This is a genomic window from Paraburkholderia sp. BL25I1N1 (genome assembly GCF_003002025.1).
In the GTDB taxonomy this organism is placed as follows: Bacteria; Pseudomonadota; Gammaproteobacteria; order Burkholderiales; family Burkholderiaceae; genus Paraburkholderia.
The window spans coordinates 1-18,014 of sequence record NZ_PVZB01000011.1; the positions used below are offsets into that span (position 1 = coordinate 1).

Annotated in this window: 9 protein-coding genes; 1 reads left to right on the forward strand and 8 read right to left on the reverse strand. The window is 53.5% G+C overall.

The window, feature by feature from the left end; translation table 11 throughout:
• Nucleotides 1-59 precede the first annotated feature (59 nt).
• The 5 genes from B0G73_RS17410 to B0G73_RS40510 all read right to left on the reverse strand — a co-directional run bounded on the left by B0G73_RS17410 (nt 60) and on the right by B0G73_RS40510 (nt 11,964).
• The gene (locus tag B0G73_RS17410; protein ID WP_106282564.1) at nt 60-5,180 is read right to left on the reverse strand and encodes a DEAD/DEAH box helicase; all 5,121 of its coding nucleotides are present in this window, start codon (nt 5,178-5,180) and stop codon (nt 60-62) included.
• A 1,064-nt stretch (nt 5,181-6,244) separates the two neighbouring features.
• Nucleotides 6,245-8,167, reverse strand: a complete 1,923-nt coding sequence (locus B0G73_RS17420) for a hypothetical protein (protein ID WP_106282566.1) — start codon at nt 8,165-8,167, stop codon at nt 6,245-6,247.
• The gene (locus tag B0G73_RS17425) at nt 8,164-9,300 is read right to left on the reverse strand and encodes a hypothetical protein (RefSeq protein WP_146144190.1); all 1,137 of its coding nucleotides are present in this window, start codon (nt 9,298-9,300) and stop codon (nt 8,164-8,166) included. The genes B0G73_RS17420 and B0G73_RS17425 overlap by 4 nt, the downstream gene beginning before the upstream one ends.
• 571 nt (nt 9,301-9,871) lie before the next feature.
• Complete coding sequence (locus B0G73_RS17430) at nt 9,872-11,068, reverse strand: Druantia anti-phage system protein DruA (protein ID WP_106282568.1); 1,197 nt, start codon at nt 11,066-11,068, stop codon at nt 9,872-9,874.
• 737 nt (nt 11,069-11,805) lie between these two features.
• Nucleotides 11,806-11,964, reverse strand: coding sequence for a hypothetical protein (locus B0G73_RS40510; RefSeq protein ID WP_181196571.1), 159 nt, complete (start codon nt 11,962-11,964; stop codon nt 11,806-11,808).
• A 1,185-nt stretch (nt 11,965-13,149) separates the two neighbouring features.
• Here B0G73_RS40510 and B0G73_RS17445 point away from each other — a divergent pair.
• Nucleotides 13,150-13,629, forward strand: coding sequence for a hypothetical protein (locus tag B0G73_RS17445; protein WP_106282571.1), 480 nt, complete (start codon nt 13,150-13,152; stop codon nt 13,627-13,629).
• A 603-nt stretch (nt 13,630-14,232) separates the two neighbouring features.
• Here B0G73_RS17445 and B0G73_RS40040 read toward each other — a convergent pair.
• The 3 genes from B0G73_RS40040 to B0G73_RS17460 are packed head-to-tail and all read right to left on the reverse strand — an operon-like array spanning nt 14,233 to nt 17,996.
• On the reverse strand, nt 14,233-15,429 hold the full coding sequence (locus B0G73_RS40040; protein WP_146144191.1) for a tyrosine-type recombinase/integrase: 1,197 nt from the start codon (nt 15,427-15,429) through the stop codon (nt 14,233-14,235).
• Nucleotides 15,430-15,954 (reverse strand): hypothetical protein, encoded by a 525-nt coding sequence (locus B0G73_RS40045; protein ID WP_146144192.1) that lies wholly within the window; start codon nt 15,952-15,954, stop codon nt 15,430-15,432.
• Nucleotides 15,951-17,996 (reverse strand): hypothetical protein, encoded by a 2,046-nt coding sequence (locus B0G73_RS17460; protein ID WP_146144193.1) that lies wholly within the window; start codon nt 17,994-17,996, stop codon nt 15,951-15,953. Before B0G73_RS17460 ends, B0G73_RS40045 begins: the two co-directional genes overlap by 4 nt.
• Between the last annotated feature and the right edge of the window lie 18 nt (nt 17,997-18,014).

An 18,014-nucleotide genomic window follows, 5' to 3' on the forward strand; every position in this document is an offset into this window, starting at 1 on the left:
GTTCCTGTTCTTCTTTGTCACGGTTGCTTCGGTCATAGGACGTTATTTCCGTTATCGTCTCATGACCTCGGCACACAGAAAATCTGACAGGCTCCGCACGAGCAGCGTTCTAGCAACTGAACCGTTGTTTCGAGAATCTCTCCGAGATACTTCTCCGCGAGTTCGGAATACCCCGCGCCACCAGCTAATGTATCGTAGAGAAAGACATCTAGTACAACATCGCCGTCTTTCCCCGCCTTTGGCAACAACCGGTGCCCCGCTCCAAACTCTGTTGCGTCGAGGTCCAGTTGTGGATGTCGACTTGCCGCTAATCTGAGCGCTTCTGCTATGGAGTACGCGGCGCTCTCCAACGTCCTTACGACCCTTCTTGAAGACAGGTCTGTCACTAGCGGTGACGATATTTGAAAGCGAAGTAAAACCAAGTCGGTATGAAAGTCGTACCCGAGAAAAACGTGTTCAGAATCACCATTACACTCCGTCGGCGCTTGTTTTGCGTTATATAGGTAGGGCCGCTTGTGTTTCCCAACCTGCGGCTTGATGCCGTCGAAAACGCTCGCGCAACCGCAATCAGAACACACAAAAAAGCCTTTTGATTCGCCGCCCTGCGTTAGACCCTTATTCACCGTAAGTAGCCTTCGGTCTGCCGCATGCGTGTAAATAAGCCGCTCTCCCGCCGACTTGAACGCAAACTCCTCCGCGTTTGTCGGTTGTGGAAACTGCGCCATGGTTGCGTAGGTGACGTCTTGCTCTCGGTCCTCCTCGGTTAGCTCCTTGGCATTCTCTGGACCAAAAATCTCGGGCGTAATCATCTTCTGCCGGAAAAGCTTCTGACTGCAGACAGGGCATACCGCTGGAATTGCGCCCTTCGAATGTGGGTCGTAGACAAATGAGCAATCAATGCACGCAATCAATTCTTTAGCGCTCTCAAACAGTTTTCGAGCTCGATTCAACTCGCCAAGTGGAGTACTCGCAAAAACTCCTCCAGACCGGTAGGTCGCTTTGTTGATAACGACGAGACGTCCGGGAGCATATTCGCTTAACGCTTGACCGGTCGATTGCTGAGGACGCTGCAGCACTCGAATCTCTGGAATACCTCGGGCGTTCGGCTCCCGCTTCTCGACTTGGAAGCTACATAGCTCGGTCGGGAACGCGTAGCTCGGAAGCAGGCCATGGAAGAACAGGAATTCCAAAAGGTCTGCGTGCTCGTCTACGAAAGTTGCCGAGACGGAATTGTCTTGCTCGCCATCGAGCGAATCGATATCTGCGGCCGTCTCAGTTGTTGCAGCGCTCGCTAACGCAAACAGCTTCTCTACAAATTGAGCTGCAACATCAGCTACCCATTGTGCTAACGAGCTAGTTGAAATCCCGAGGTTCGGCGGAAGCCATTGAGCAATTGCATCTCGCAGTTCGTGCGGAGGCGTGACGATGCGGTCTTTTATCCAACGCTCGAACCCGCGAAGATTGGGGGATTCGCTAGATGAGCCGTCAAAGAAGTCTCGCGTCGCGCCGAGAGATTTTTGCAACATCGCGCTCCCGGAGCCCTGGTGTTCGAGCTCGGTGAAAAAGGTTTGGATTAGATATGCATGTACGTGACGCCGGGCGATTTTGGCGTTTTGAACCTTTAGCTCTGGCGAGCGCGGCGCCCCTCTTACCATCGACCGCGGATTGAGGAAGTAGAAACTGTCATGCGGGCCGTTCTGCGAATAAGTGACCACAGATGAAACTGAAGCGCCGCGGCGACCGGCCCGGCCAGCTCGCTGTTGATAGTTCTCGCGCTGCGGGGGCACGTTTCTCAGAGCAACAGCGACAAGAGAGCCAATATCAATGCCCACTTCCATCGTCGTGGTACAGCTCAGAACATCGATAGGCTTGTCCTTGCCGGTAAGCAGAATGTCCTGGAAGCGCAATTCATGCTTTTCGGTGGTCGAATGAACACTTCTATGGTCGCGGTTGGATAGCTGAGCCGTATGTTCCTCGACGTACAGGTTGGCAACTTTGCCACTGGGCGATAGCGCTTCGATAACAGGATGGCGCCAATACCCCTTCCGTGCCACGAGATATCGGTCCTGCTTCGGGTCTGCCTCGCGAACCTCAGTACCTCCGCAGTTTAAGCAGCTTCCTTTGAACACGAGAGGCGAAAGCGAGGTGCAGGACGAACACTGAAACCATGTCTTATCGAGGTCGACAATCAACTGCAAGGCGTTTGGGTTCAGGAATAGACCGGACCGCTCCACCGCTAGCGCAGCCGACATAGCGTTCTCGATTTTCTGAACCACCGCCTCTGACAAAATACTTTGCCCAATAACCGAGTTTCTGAATCGCGAGTAAAACTTGCCGCTTCCTCCCCAGCTCTGTCGAGAAAAGCCATACGCTTTAGTTCTAGCGTACTCTTGGATATCGGCGTCGAACGCAAATTCGGACAGCATTTCCTCAATCCAGGCCACGCTGAGACTTCGGACGTCCTGTTCGCTGAGTTGGAACTCCGATAAGGCCGCAGTGACTTTCTTCAACGCATTCCGGCTCGGCTCAACATAACCGACAGTGGTGCCTGCCAACGAGTAATATGCGCCGCAAAGCAGTTTCAATAGGGCCGCTTTGTACCGGAACGGTGGCTGTCCAGGGTCATGCGTCTCCTCGAATGCATCCTCCAAAGTGTCGCACGCGGATTTGTACGTATCTACGTGCGAGTCGATAGTTTCGCCATCCGCGTCGAACATCGAAAGATTTTTTTCTGCCAGCGTCGCTATGTAGGCAAGATAGAGGCTACCGGTGGTCGGCTTAGCCTCACGGCCAAGCGAAGTCAGTCCCTTGACCGCAAGTGCTATCGTTTGCCGGAAGAGGTCCAATTCCATGTCGCGTGGCATGTCGCGCGCTAACCGGGCCGCCTTCTGACGACCGTCCGAGAATATAAGAACCTTCCTACCTTCATTTGGAAAGCGGTCTGAACGCGCTTTAGCCGCGGGTTGATACTTAATCTGCCCACGAACCAGCGTGGCGAATGGAGCTTCGCCCTTCGTCACATGGTCCATGATTTTCGAAGGGTCGTCTTTGGATGCGCGCGTCTTTCTCGAGCAAGCCGGGCACACGTCAAACGTCATGGATTTCTCGGCAAGCGGGTCCTTGTCGGGAAGCCAAACTGACCGAAATCCTTCAAGACTTGGCGGCCGCTTTCCCTCTAGGCGGCCGGTCGATATGTGTAGCCAGTATTGAACCGCCCTCACTCCCGGCTGAGGCTTTTCCTCAACGAACATTTCGACTTCGTACAGACTACGCTGCGAGTCCGGCGTCCACAGCCTATCGGGTTCGTGCCAAACGAACGTCTTCGTTGCGTCAACCCAACCTCTGATAAATGACGCGCCGCAATCGCGATGCGTCAAATATTCGAAAACTCGGGCGTGTCGTTGACAGCCACAACAAAGCAACGGCTTCGTGTGAAATGAACCCAGGATGGTGGGTGCACTGGCAGCAAGTCGCCCGCTGCAGTGCGGGTCGACGCACGCATACAAGCCAGGAAGGCCTCTGAAGAAAAGATGTAGGCGCGCCGGGAGTAGAGGGCGGCCGTCTTTGCTTCGACGCGCAAAGGCACACAGGGCCAGCAGGGAATCAAGCGCCTGTTGAGCCTGAGCGGTTGCGATGTCAGGGAAAATCTCGGCAGTGAGTTCAGCCAGACTCGCGGCACGTCCTGACGCCAGGGAAATCAACAATTGGGCCGGTCCAAACGTCCAAAGATGCTCGAACAGATAGTCACGTAGCTCGTCTATATTAGAAGCCGGCCTCTTCCATTCGAACGCAACGGAAAGGTCCGCAACGGCTTGCGACGCTGCCTCGGGTGTGACGGCATAAGTGGAGAGTGCAGATTGGTCGAAGCTTGCTAAGACGTGAGACTGTTTCGCAGACGCAGCGACCGGCAGTGGACGCTCTTCCGGTGTTCCTGTAACAACGACAAATTCTTGTCCTTCAGATGCTCCTGTTAGGTCTGTCGCGAAGGCCTTGATTTCTTCTATTGCCTTCTCTCCGCTACCCAAGCTTGCGCTTGTCAAGATAAAGCGTACGCGGTTTCGACCGACACCGAGCCTCGCTACTAGCCTCCGAAGAAGCAAGGCAACCTCTGCACCGCCCGCGCCACGATACATGTGAGCTTCGTCAAGAACGACAATTAGTTCATTTCGGTCGTCTGCTTTCAACCAATCTGAGGTTTGCTCGAAAATTCCGCGCTCAATGGGACGCATGAGCATGTATTCGAGCATCGAGTAGTTGGTGACGAGAATGTCTGGACATTCTCGTTGCATCTCGTCTCGCGTCATTAGTTCTCGGTCGCCTAGCTGAGTCTTGAGTCGCTTGCTCCAGTTCGGCTCTGGCGCGAGCTGTCCCTTCGACTTACCTCGAACTACTGTGCGTTGTCCGATGGCACTCTCGCCGTAGAAACCAATCATGTCTTTGCTAGGCCATCTTCCGATAGACTCCAGTTTTGCTTTGTCTTCCGGGGACGCTTCGAGCTTGTTGAAAAACTCGTCGAAAAGTGGCGCGATGTGCGTGGCATCCTTCTTCGGGCTTCGAACACCCGGATATGGAGTACGCCCGGTGTAGCTCCCGAAGCGAACCGGTCGCTCGCGAGACCCGCGAATCGTCTTGTTAGCCTCTTCATTTCCAACCAAACGTCGAATGCGGGCAACTTGGTCATTAACCAGCGCGTTCATCGGGTACAAAAGCAATGCTCTGAAGCCCGGCATTGCTGAAGAATTAGGCCGGTCCTGATTCTCTATCGCAAGAGTGCCGAGGATAGGCATCAAGAAGCTTTCGGTCTTACCGGAACCGGTACCTGTCGCTACCACGAGGTCGGCTTGTCTGTCGCCGAGGAATGCCGTTAGTGCCTCACATTGATGCACATACGGCCTCGGGTACAGGCCAACACCCTTTAGAGACGAAATTTTGGTTAGCGCGTTCTTTGCGACGGGTGGTATGCCGAGTTGCTCATACGCAGGTCCTTGGGCGTACACGGCTGTTGATTCGACGTACGCTTTCTGAGCAATCACAGAAGCTTGGTCTAGTAACATCGACCGTTCTGCAACAAGCGCGGAATCCTTGATGTGGTATTGCGCCTCGATGTAACGCTTCAATTCACTGTGGAGGCCAGATACGGTTTGATGGACGCCCTCGGAGATGTTTTGGTCTTCGCGCATTTTTTTTGGTTAGCTGGTGTGGATGTTGAGGCTGTAGCCCAATATGTCAAGGGCATTAGCGAGAAATGGATATAGTTTTGCAGAGAAGTAATACTTCTGCGGCCAAGGGTTATCGCATTCTGGAACTGGGTACATCCATCCGAGATGAAGAAGCTTGTTCTCTGGCTCAGGCAATGGCCACGATAGTTCTATACATATTTCGGGGCCACTTGTCTCGCATCGCACCGTCGGCCGGCAATTTTCACTGCTGCTCATAAAAGGCTGTAACCGGCGCGCTTCCTGCCTATCTATTCGAGCAAGAGACTCGACAGCGGGGAAATTCCCGGCACGCGCTTTCAGGTTACAAAGGTAGTATTGGAACGAAGGATTGCCATAAATGGACACGGCGCGGCGCGCTAGTCGGCGACCCAGCGGACCCGTACACTTAGCTACTGGCCCCCAGCTTCGCTCGTTTAGTACGAGAAGATTCTCTGCTTCGTCATCCAGCGGTCCGGTGAGCTTTATCGATTCAAGGAAGTCCGTGCTCCATGAGTGGGCGCTCTCTCGGGGTAGACCCAACCAGCTCTGGAGTGTTTGCTCCGGTACACCTTCAAACTCTGCGTCCAAGCTGCTAGACATAGTCAGGATGCGTGCTCGGCCTGCCTGCTCAATGTCCTTGCGTATAGCTTTAGGTAGCACGCGAGTTGCTCCGCCGCCAATAAGTAATGACATTGTGTCGTCGATAGCTAGAAGCCTTGGCGGTGACACAGCATACCCCCCCGTCGTGGCCCCCCATATCTCGTCCAGATGAACCATCGCATCAATTTCACCGGATACTGAGAACTCCTGCCCATCTCCGTCTGCATGCGCGAAGAGAGGTGCGACTCTACGCCGAACTTCCATCGCTAACTTTTGAGACGAGACCTCTGCTGGACCATCTTCCCCGTCCGAGATTGATGCGCTATCAACGACGCCGCGAATGTGCTCCGCAATCAGCGAAACCTTCGTTGCTTCTGGAACACCTCTGTACTTAAACTCAGCCTCTAGCGAGCTACAGAGCGATGCGAACGTGATTGCTTCGAATTTCATAGGTTTGCGTCTGAAGCTTGAGCAAGCACTGTTTCGATGACCTTCTCGTCAAGCCAACTGCTCTCCGTCCTCGTCAGCAAGTCTCGCAATACGCCCATTGGCATTCCATTTGTACGTGCCCAAGGGAGCAGCCAATGCATCAGGAAGTTTTCTGAGTGTTCTACGCCCGCAAGCTTGTCCAACCTGCGAAGGATAAGCAAAGCGTTGCGTGCAGTGCGTTCCCAAAGCTTGGTGGAAAAGCTGAAGTCCGGAAGTGAACGAATAATCTGTTCGATATCTTCATCCGTCTTGGCCGGTTCCACTAATTCCTTCCAGCTCGCAGAGTTCAGTCGTCCCGTCGTAACCGTAGCGTATTTGTTAGCTCGTCCCCAGATTAGCGCGTCTGAATCTATAACCGGACCAAGACAACATAACTCAGGACCCGGCGGTAAGACACCTGAGCCGTTCACGAAGGTTGCCAAGAGAGGGATGTCTGATAGGGAACTTCTAATACCAAGTTGGCTCTTTGCGACAGCGTTTGCGAGCCTGTCTCCGTATATCTCGAACGCTGACTTGTTCACTCCGACTACAGCAACGCATCCTGCGGGGGACGTGTTTTTTTTGAATTGCGAGAACACGAAATCCGTTTCCGAGCCGTCTTGCAGTCCAAGAGGGACCCGCCAGAAGAGCGCCTGACTATCACTTAGCGCCGCAGCCACTGCCTCGAGGACCAACTCAGCAAAGGACCCTGCGAACTGCACCAACTGACCTGCCACCACGCCAGTCAGCACAGTTGCGGCGACGAGGACTGAGTCATCCTTACGCACGCCAATAGCCGATAGATTTCGCGTAATTACGCTAAGTGCCGTCCTGGCATCATTGAACGATGTAACTGTCACATCCGATTGCTCTGTGGCCAGCCCATGTGACCTATACTGCACATCCGGGTGTCTGGTTAGCGTCGCACTGGCTGGCGCCAGAACGTGAGTCGCCGAAGAAGTAGCCGGCGTGGCCGCTCGTTCTTGCAGCGACGCAACGACATTTTCCAGGCGGAGGACCGCTTCTTGGTTAGCCGCGAGATTTGAGGTGAGGAACTCGGCCTTCTCCGTCATGTCGCCAAACCTCGACTTCCACTCCTCTGCTACCGTAGACAGACCTCTTTCGAGCTCGCTGACGTCCTGCTCAAAGGCCCGTGCCATCTCGCTGTTCCGCGACTGCACACTATCCTGCGCCGATTTCAATTTCGAAAAATCGGACTTAATCTCAGAAATCTGACTGAGCGAATCTCCCAGCTTGCGATGCAAGTTCTCGGTTTGAGCTCGGACGGCATTTGCAGAGTCACGCAGGTCTACGATTTCATTCTCGCGAGACTTCACTTGCCTCTTCAGGGACTCAAGTTCGGCAGGAATCCTTGCCGCCTTTTTTGCCTGTTCGAGCGCACTGCGTGTCGGTATCCAACTGACATCAGCCGTTGTTGTGTCCGTTAGCGGGAAGCCACTGAAAAGTAGTAGCTTTTCAACGTCTTCTCGACAGACGGTGACGTTTTGCTCAGGAACAAGTTTCCGCAGAAACAACACCAGTGCTTCATGTTCATCGACAATAGGCTCGCTCGGAGGTTCAGGGAATTGCGACTGAAATTTATGCTTCCCCCAGCTTAGCCAAGCAAAGCTGAACGCGGCCCACTCTGCAGCGTGCGATTTAGAATTTGAATCCGGCCCTTGGGCGAGCGCGGAGACAAACCTCTTTCCTTTCTCCTTTAGCTCAAGCTCAGTATCGGGGCGGAACCCGCTAACAGTCTTGATGCAGGCAAACGCTTTTTTCCTGTCGGGAAGAGGAACCTCTGCCAAGAACCCGGCAATTACCTTGCTTCCTAGTTCGGCAATCCGCGCTTTCGATTCTTGAGAATATATCCATGCGGCCCGTGGCTCTCTCGCATTCATTTTGCAACCCCGTCAACATAGCGAGTGAGTTCACGCGCAAGGTATCGCCTTGTCACGCTATCACCCTTTATCCAACGACTTCGATTAAACACGTGAACAAGTTCGAAATCAGACATTCGCATATCCGGGCGCGGCCAAACGGAGGTCGAACCGAACTGAAAAAGGTACTTTTTTAGCAACGCCCGAACTTGCTCTGGCAACTCAACAGCAGCAGTACTCCCCTTGCTTTCCGTCGCCGCTGGCAGCGAGACAAAACCTAAGGCTCCAAAGTCTATAACGACGTCTGCGTCAGACTTGCACACGTCATCGACAAGCCGAGCAGCGTCCTCATCGTTGGGATGAAATCCGTGTTTATGGCCAGCAACGCGTCTAGTCGAAGCGCATATGGTGTACTCAAGAACAGTGTCGTCTTGCCTGACGCGTACCCATCCTTGCGCTGCAGGAGGCATTGAAATGTAATCTAACTTGGCATGCGCGTGCCTGATATCCAAGAGCACCTGCGAGGCGTGCCGACTGTGTAAAACCGCTGATATGGTGCCGCCTTCGTTGGAGGTAGCTCTGAGCATCACTATGGCGTTTAGAGCATGCCAAGGCGTTGAGATTGGAAGGGAAAACTCCACGTCAAGCATCGCGCCATACGTGCCTGGCGTCAGGAAGCGGGCCGTTGGTTTTCCACCAGGCTCATACCGAAAGAATGTTCTCGCCCCTGAAATGCCCCCGGCTGCACGTTCGTCGCTGTCACAACGGACGAACATGCTTGGTGCTTGACGTGCATCAACTTCATCCAGCGCAATCAAAATCGGGTTATCTCGAACGCTCTGAATTGACTGGGTTGTTATTCTATTTGATATTGGTGGCCAAACTTGGACGATATTTGGAACCTTGTGCTCAGCAGTGAGTTGCAGATTCGCCTGTATCCATTCGATACTTGCTTGCGACAAGAACTTAGGTACGAATACGAGGGCCGCTGAAAATTCACCCCTTTTCTCCAAGGGTTCATTTTCCCATTCGTCAGGAAACTGCACGGCTTTGTCGTCTCGCCAAACGACTGCGTATGTCCTGCCACCCTCAATTTTTCCCGCGCGATGAAAGAGGGCGTAACCGGCCCTCCCAACTGCAGTAAATGCAGTCATCCCGGTTCTACGCAATCCCTCGCAAGTCCGGCCCTCGAATATAGTCGCCCCGCTGTGATGTGGGGAGACGGACAAGACGCAGTAAGCCGTCTGCTGCGGCTCAACGATTACCGTGTAACTTGAGAGTCGGTTGCCGGTCAGGTCAACTGCCGCCTCTCGACCTCCTACGTCTATCAAAAGCCGGCCTTCGGAGATGTCCTTTACGCTGAGGTCCAGCTCAAGCCCCCAAGACATGGGGCGCATTTTCAAGTACAGGCGCAGCCCAAGCCTCAGCTCTCCGCTTCGGCTGCTCTGGTCCAGATGTGCTGGGTGCAGAGCACCTGCCCTGTAAATTGATTGGACGTAAAGCTCGCATTCTTCTCGCGCAGCGCCTTGGTTATGCGCAAAATGGGCTGCCCGTACGAATCCCGCCCTTAGATGGACCGGCTCATAGCATTTTGGACAAATGTATGAGCCAAAGGGGACTGCTCGCGCGGCTGAAGCGCCAATAAGCTTACGCGTCCATCTATCAAGCGCGGCGTCCATTTACAGCCCCGAAGGTCTATCAGTTTTTTAGGTTATCGCGTTAACTTTAAGCGGCCCTTATATTTATATCCGCTTGTCTCTGCCTGTATGAGGCATTGATTAGCTCCGGTAATTGAGCGGAATTCCAAGCAAGATATTCCGGTCGAGTCACAGCTCGTCGGCCTATCCATCGTTCGATGGCAAGCGCTCCGATTTCATCGACGGATAACAATCGTTTGATATCGGGGCGACCTTTGCCAGTGCAAAGTATTCTAGTCGCGTTATCGGCTAAAAGCGATATAAACACTTCGCGTTGTATGCCGTGCTTGAGGAGGTCGCCTTTGAACCCCAGCGCTTTCAACGCGGAGCGCAATGTTCTGATTCTCCAGTTAGGCCCCTGACCAAATGCGTGCAAATCAGGGGACGTATCACCCGAGTCGCGCAGATACTCGCGCATGTCGGCAAAAAGAGAGTCAGGAACGTGGAAATGCCCCCAACCACCACTGAAGCCGACGCTCCGAAAGTAGGCCACGCCATCCAGCTTCAGTCGGTTATATATCGAAGAGCGCCCCATGGACGATGACGTGGTCACCGCAAGAAGCCGTGCGCCCTTTTGTTCACCGGAGATGATGCCCCTAGAACCGCCATAATGGCTTTGAAAGTCTTTGTAGACATCTGTGCTGCGGATAAGGCAGGCAATCATCTTGCCGCCAAGCAACATGTTGTAAGGAGGTACGGCGCCCAGGACGTAGGCATCCATCAAATTGACAAGCCTGGCTGCGCGGTCATCTCCCGACCATCCGATGCAGTTGTCCCGCACAGACAGATTGAACACCGGGTCGCCAATCGCAAAGATACCTATCAGTTTTTCATTCGAGTCGTCCCAGACGAGATAACGCAGGCGCCGGCCAAAGCCGTTCGAGACCGGTACCGACCAAGTTAAAGTGGCGAGCCTGAATAGGTCACCCTGCCACGTACCGCTATCCACCCGTTCAACCCTGACTCGGATGTCCGCGGGGTCAACTTGGTTGCCTGACGCGAAGTACTGCTGCAGCGCCGGCAGCCTTGCCGATATAAATTCGCGCTGAGATTTCAAGATAGCCGCGCGCTGTGGAGCATGGAGCTGCCGAATTGTTTCTTTTCCGACGTCTTGCAGAAAGAGATTGCCGTTCTGCGAGCGCGTATAGCCGAGAGAGGACAAGTGCCGGCGCAGCCTCCGTTTGAGTTGCGCCTCTCTCATGTTCAGCTCGAGCAGTTTAGTCATTGTCCTGATGCCAGGAATTTATGGGTTGGATTCGTGGCCGCGCCGCTTAGCCGGAAATGAGGCGGCGCCAGAGGACGCCCACGGCTCACCCGTCAGCATCGCCGAAAGCTGGCCAACAAATCTGCGTATTGTAATTGCCGCCGCTCAGGAGCTGTCCCGGCTTTCCGAAGAAAGTGTCGGGTTCTTCTTCATCGCACGTTGCAATGCGGTCGCCGCCTTTATAGCCAGCGGCTGTCGCGCGCGTTTCGTTCACACAACAAGCTAGTTTGACGTGCGCGCGCGTTGATGCGCAGCAGAAAGCGGCGCTCATGTAACGGGACGGGAATTTCCCCTGTCGTTGCGTGATGACAGACGGGCGACGCGGTGCTTCGCCCATCTTTGCGAAATGGACCGTCCGGGAAATGCGTCCCCCCCGCCGTTCGCTTGAATGTTTTCGTTTAAGCGCTTGTCGCTGTATCTGCCTAGTTTGGACGTTGCGCGCGCGTTCATCGTAACCGCAACCGCCTTGGAAGGCGGTTCGACTGTTACTGAATAAACGTGCTGCTCGTTCTCCGGCACGTTGTCATCGCATGCTTTGGCTTGGGCTACAGGTCCCGAGGGCGCACCGCCGCTGTCGAACCGGACGGCGCAGACAGACCTGTCTTCCCGTCGAAGAGTAATCGAATAGACGCCTGTTTCCACCTTTTCGGCTCGCGCACGCTTCAACCCTCATGTCAAAGTGAACCACCCTGGGAATCTCAGTTGCCTGCAGAGTCCACGCCGTTCGGCTTATTGGGATTTGCTGTTCCATCCAGCCAAGCGTTTTGTTCGGGAATCTTGACGGTGGCGGCTTCGGCATTGACGACGATGTTTGCGTTTGTCCTTGCGGCGACGGCGGCAGGGACGTCGGCGGGCATGGCGACATACCTGACAATTGCTTTGTGCCGCATACCCAAGAAGCGCCCACATTTTGAACCGCAACTGCAATTGCAGTCTGGCTTGGATGTGCCGCGGCAACGAGCGACGAAATTTCCTTCACAAGAGGAGCAAGGCCAGCAATGAGGGCTGTCAGCGCGCCAAGGAGAGGGAATGACCTAGGCTCATTTTGCATTGGGACTCCGTGCGCGGCTTAAAAGCATATCGAAAGCCGAACACGCTTGCGCCGCGAGCGTCCATCCCGTCGGGTGCTGGCTTACCCGGTCCGGCGTTGAGTCTGCATTCCGGGCGAGGTCTTCCCCGATAGGCGTTCACCTCTTGGGGCCAGACGGAACCGCATTCCCCCCTTGCCGCCAGTCGTGCTCGGCCAGTTTCCGCCGACGAACTCGTTGCCCGCCCGGCATCGACCGGGGCTACGCATCTTCGAACCACTTCCCGCGGACTGACCGCCCGCCGTCTGCCCGCCTTTGCTGCCACCGCTCTTGTTCATAGCCCACCTCACGGTACGTTGGCCGTCGTCCGTCAGACAGCACTTGCCTGACATACATCTAAGGTCATAGGCAGCATGCTGTCAAAGAGGCCCCAGTCTGGAAGCAATCGAGTCGACAGTTGGGGGACCGGGTCGGCTGGGCTCGGCCGCGATTGCCAGTACCGACTCGACGCAACCCGCAACTAGCGCGTTTAAGTCACATCGCTTTACGGCCAATGGAATCCACGAACCTCGACCTGCAGATGTACTACAGAAAGTTAGCGCCCACTTACATTGAGCACAAAGCGGTTGAACTGCTTTCGATTCTGCTTGCCGACGTTACCAACGACGTAGAAGTCGCTGCACGTGACTCGGGGCTTTCTGACGCCAGTTTCGTCCGACTGCGCCGAGCGATGGACCGGGTCGCTGGTGCGCAACGGGTTCTGGAAACATTGGGGGCGTGGAGCGTGGGGGCGAGCGACGACGGGATGGCGCAACAGCCGAGTTGCGGGTGCGGGAAGCGGTGGGACTGCTGGCAAGGGAGTGGCCGGAGGAGTATCCGGCCGGGGCGGTGGAGTGGCTGATAGCAGGCGAACTTGCCGGGCAATGAACAGGTTCGGCCCGTCACATCGCCCGGCCCTTGGCAACGACACGGCTCGCGGGAGAATGTTCGCGTTTAATTGCGAGGAGTGGACGAATGCCCCTGTCCTCCGCCCAAATCGGAGCAATCGGAGAACATCTGCTGGTCAACGCGGTGATGATGGCGAGCGACGGTCGGCTGTCACCGTTCCAGCCTCATGCCGATGATGCAGGGCGTGACGTGCTCTTCCATGACAAAAAAACGGACAACTCTGTCGCAATCCAGTTGAAGTGCCGCACAGTCTCCATCCGCAAGCGCAACTCTGAGGAACGTGGCAACGTCGTCCATTTCCAGATTCGGAAAACCACGTTCAATGACGCTCGACGCGGCTACCTTGTAGCAGCGCTCTTCGAGGAAGAGCTAACGCGCTTTGTCTCCAACATGGTTCATACCGATGACGCTGCTGCCCGAGGTAGGCAAGGACGTCTCCGGCAACTGGTCATCCGTCCGAGCAAGGCAGCCGATAGCGCTGACCGCTACGCGCCATACCGATGTTACAGCGGGCGAGCTGGCACGACGCATCATTTGCGTCTGTGAAGCCCACGGTCCCGCCCCGGTTCTACCGCCGCTTGAGGGCGTGAGCCTATAGGCAGGGAACCGGTGGCGGTCGAAGAAAAAGCAACGAGAACAAGATTCTGCGGTGTATTCGCGCCCCTTGCTTCTCTCTTTTTGTGATAACCCGCCTACGCTAGCGGCAGCCGGAACACTTACTTGAGAGCTCGGGACATGTGCCGCGTTACCTCTCAGTGCCGGACGGCGTCGCATTTCCTCGATTGCCACCAGACTTTGCACCGGTAGTGCTTGGCCAGTTGCCGCCTGGAAAGCCATTGGGACCACGGCCGCCACCCGGATTTACAGTCTTTGAACCGCTGCCCGCGGAATGGTTGTTGCCTGATTGCCCACCTTTGCTGCCGCTGCCGCTGCTGTTGCTCATAGGTCACCTCACGCGCGTTGACTATGTTTGACGGAAAGCGTCGAACCCTACGCAAAGAAGTGCCGATTGGGGCGTCTTCGGCTTCAAAAGAACCCGCCCTGCTTGCCGACTCTATCCTTGCATCTGACTCTTGAGTTTTCCTCGACAGATTGCATAAAAAGAAAACAATCAGCGCACGAGGCTAGATAATTGTAAAAATGATGGCCTTAAGATTTTCTATGAAGTTTTCGCATTTGGTGTGAAACCCTTGCCTTAAGTTCGGTCTCCAGATAGTCGCGCAGTGACCGCTTGTTGGACTGACCCATGAGCTCTGCCGTAATATTTAATATATTTTCTTCTCGGATATCCTTTATGCTTCCGCTCCTGGCAATCTCCTCGTCCACCAGCGTTCGTATAGTTTCATTTGCAAACCGAGCCCTGACGCGCTGCAAGGAGAGACGGCGCTCCGCAGCAGCGTCGCGAAAACAATCCGACAGTCGACGGCTAATATACTGCTCGTTCAACGGAGTACCATTTTTGTGACTCACGAATATGCGGGTATGCGCCGCAGTACATCGTGGCGATGCCATCACGCTAGCGCGAGTAATATTCACGTAAGCTAAAATTTCGCGCAACAAACCCGTTGGGAAAGGAGTGTCACGTTCCTTCTGTCCCTTGCCCATTACCGATATGCAAAGTTGCGTCTCATTTTGCTCCGCAGATTCGATTTCATCCAACGACGGAACTTGCTCTGCGCGCAGCCCTAGTATCTCTGCGCATCGAAGTCCGCATTCTTCGGCAGTGCGGATTATTAGATTATCCCGAATTGCTAGGTCCTCGCGGGTGTCGCTCGCTCGGACGTAAGCGTTGTCCATCTCGTGGGCATTAGGTACGCCCTTAGGTTTACGGAACAGTCGGCCGCCCTTAAAAAGGAGTTCGCTGCAGAGAACAGTTTTATACTGCCTCTTCTCTCGCCAGACCAGAACAGGACTACCTGGTTCTTCACCTATTCTATGTGGCATATCGTCAATTTTTCGAGCCCACCACAGGAATTGTAATACCGTAGATATTTTTGAATTGATTACGCGAGGGTGCAGGCCGGCCAATTCATCGCGATTACGCCATCTTTCAAGCACAGCGTCGTCTATCGAATGAAGTAGATAAGGCAAATCTCTGACTGCTCTTCTTTTCTCCTTCGCTGCAATTACGAGTTCGTCACTCTCGAGAAACGAACAGAAATTGGTCAAGATGTAGCCTTTGGCAATAGCCGTGGACGGAAGTGAGTTGCGGCTTCGAATTCTATAGCGAAGATGTGTGTTGATTGAATGTACGGGGCGGTGATTGCGCGCAAGAACGACTGGTACTCGCTGATACGTTGCCCCGTTGAGTATGCACTGGTCTGAAGAAAATCGAATGTAGGCCATTTACTTCGCTCTTACGATATGCAACGGAGATTTATCAATTCGAACGCGAAGCTCCGAGTTCTCCAGCCGCAGCTTATCCCGCTCCGCTGAAGCTGCTTTAAGTTGTTTCTTCAAAATGTCAATCTGTGAACCAAATTCAGCATAACTTTTGGCAAGTCCTGCAATAGTGAGTTTACCGCTTCGAACTGCCCTCCTCAGCCTTCTATTTTCTTCAGACAGTGTCGGTCTCTTTGGAGTGATACGTTTTTTATGACGAATATCATTTAGTTTGGCCAGTCTATCGAAGACGTCCAATATTTCATCTCGGAGATGTGGCGTCTGTTTAACGTTTAAAGTTGATGGACTTCCTATTGGAAAGATATTTAATTGTGGGATATTCATTCGTCTGAATTCGGAGACGCTTCGAGGTGGAATGAATCCGTCGCAGTCTTCTCCCGTTAAAAACCTGTCAATCAAAGTCAATCGCGCTTTGATTGTTTTTTTCATTGCGACTTTGCACTCTTCGTTAGAACCTCGGGTCTTCATGATTTGCCTCCTGACAGCGCCAACGTGAACGACTCAAGAATGTGAAGATGCTTCTCCAACTTGACTCTCTGCAGTCGAACGGTTGTCGCGCTGGCAACAGCGTCCTTTGTCTTTACGCATTGCTTTGTCCAGTGAATAACGCGGGTTTCATCAGATGCGAAGAACATGCATTTCGCACATCTGACCTCGTCAGAGCCGGACGGATTTGGAGCCCCGTCCCAATCAACACCTCTTGATGCATTTGACTCTTGCTGGCAGGCGGCTCTCTTAAGATTGGATTTGCTGTTCTTGCACCCGCAAAAACCCCAAGGAGTCGCCTTGAGGGTAATACCTCTTTCGATTATTAAATTTTCTATTGATTTCTCGAGATTTTCTGATGTCGAAAACTCAATCTCCGAAATAAAGCGTGTTACCAATTTAGATAGTTTCTTCGCAAATGTGCCAGCGAATTTTTGGGATTTTTCCGCCATTGTTTGTATTTTTTTCTTCGTGAGGGAAAATGCTTGCCTCGCAAGTTCCCCAAAAAGCTCTCGGTCTCCGCAGTAGCGAACCGTCATATTCAAGTCGAAATGTCGCAAATGATAGCTGAGCGCATCCAGGTCACCGCCGTCATATCGCCAAATGTAGAGCACTGCGAAAAGCTTGCGCAGTTGGTGCGGCGCTATATGCCACGGTGTGTTACCAACCATCCCCAGATTTGATGCGCCCACGTACCTCGCAAACCTGTCAATGTGACTTGCAGCATCAAACCAGACCCCTTTGGAGTCGTCGCACAGAGTTGGGATATTGAAAAGTTTGTTCGAGCCCGACGTTTCTCGCAGTTTTTCATTGTTCATTTGAAGGACTTCAATGGCCTCAACGACAAGCCTCGAACACGGGGTATAATCGACCTTGCGCAATGTTTTGGCGATATATGTTTTAATCCAAAACCCACTAGCATTTGTTCCGCTGCACGCACCGGCTTCAATGGAGGATACTTCCATGTTCCGCCGGCCAGTTAGGGTTGTGGCGCAGATGTAGCAAGCTGAAGGAAGAAAGCAGTTGAGTGCAAGCCAGAGACTGAGGCCTCCGTTTGTAAGGCTGTGGTCAAGTACCACGGGCTCCGGCAATGCGTGGCGGTATTTGTCATTGAAAGCTTTTAACAGGGATTCTTGTTTTTCTCGTCGTGTCGAGGCCGACGTTTTTTGAGTTCTGTACGTGTCTGCAAATGCGGTTCGAAGTTTCAACAATGCCGGTGCGATATTTAAAACCCAATTTGCCGCCTGTTCCATAAGTGTGAGGGCTGCTGGCGCCGGAATCAGCGGCGTCCTCCCACCGTCCCTGCCCAACTGAAGAACCAGACTTCCAGAGCCGTCTTCGAAAGGGATGAAAGGAAACTTGTCGTCATCTTTTGCGCTGTACGCATGTAGTATAGAAATGGCACGCGTGCGGTTATAAAGTTTCCCCTGTGACACTCCTTTACGGGGTTTGCTTTTCCTTAGTTTTGTTCTCTTTGCTTTGAAATCTTTTATTGCTTCACATGCTCCTGGAAATGAGCTTGGATGAGCGAACAGATTCGACAGCGTGAGGATTTCGCTAGTACTGTATGCATTGACGTTTGCTTTCTGCATTTTAAGCTTGAGCATTGCGTCCCATACTTTCTCGCGGCTTCCGAATATCACGTCGATACCCTGTGCTGCATCCTCAAGAAACGCTTCAAGGTCTAGCTCGGAGGTACTATCGAAGCTATCGATGTCATGGTCGACCATCCAGTACACAAACGCATACTGGTCGCCGTATACTGCGGCCAGCTTTTCGGACGAGGTGATTGTTGCGTTAACGCCTGAAAATACGCTCAGCAGGGAATTTTGTATAGTTGTTAGGAGGTTTCCGTTTTCGGATGATGACAAAAGGGTGCCGTTGGATAGTGGCTTGTCGAATCGGAGAGTTTTTTTGTTACCCATCGCGTCCGTCACTTCCCATATCCGTCCGTCATCCGACGAGCAAATCCCCGCAGAAAGTGGTGCTTGGTCGGGTTTTTGGTTAAGCTTTATAGCTTCCACAAGTAGGGCTCCTAGCGA

Bases quoted from the DNA above. Each gene is read 5' to 3' on its own strand.
- B0G73_RS17410 (WP_106282564.1), bottom strand. From the start codon at position 5,180: ATGCGCGAAGACCAAAACATCTCCGAGGGCGTCCATCAAACCGTATCT.
- B0G73_RS17420 (WP_106282566.1), bottom strand. From the start codon at position 8,167: ATGAATGCGAGAGAGCCACGGGCCGCATGGATATATTCTCAAGAATCG.
- B0G73_RS17425 (WP_146144190.1), bottom strand. From the start codon at position 9,300: ATGACTGCATTTACTGCAGTTGGGAGGGCCGGTTACGCCCTCTTTCAT.
- B0G73_RS17430 (WP_106282568.1), bottom strand. From the start codon at position 11,068: ATGACTAAACTGCTCGAGCTGAACATGAGAGAGGCGCAACTCAAACGG.
- B0G73_RS40510 (WP_181196571.1), bottom strand. From the start codon at position 11,964: ATGCCCGCCGACGTCCCTGCCGCCGTCGCCGCAAGGACAAACGCAAAC.
- B0G73_RS17445 (WP_106282571.1), top strand. From the start codon at position 13,150: ATGCCCCTGTCCTCCGCCCAAATCGGAGCAATCGGAGAACATCTGCTG.
- B0G73_RS40040 (WP_146144191.1), bottom strand. From the start codon at position 15,429: ATGGCCTACATTCGATTTTCTTCAGACCAGTGCATACTCAACGGGGCA.
- B0G73_RS40045 (WP_146144192.1), bottom strand. From the start codon at position 15,954: ATGAAGACCCGAGGTTCTAACGAAGAGTGCAAAGTCGCAATGAAAAAA.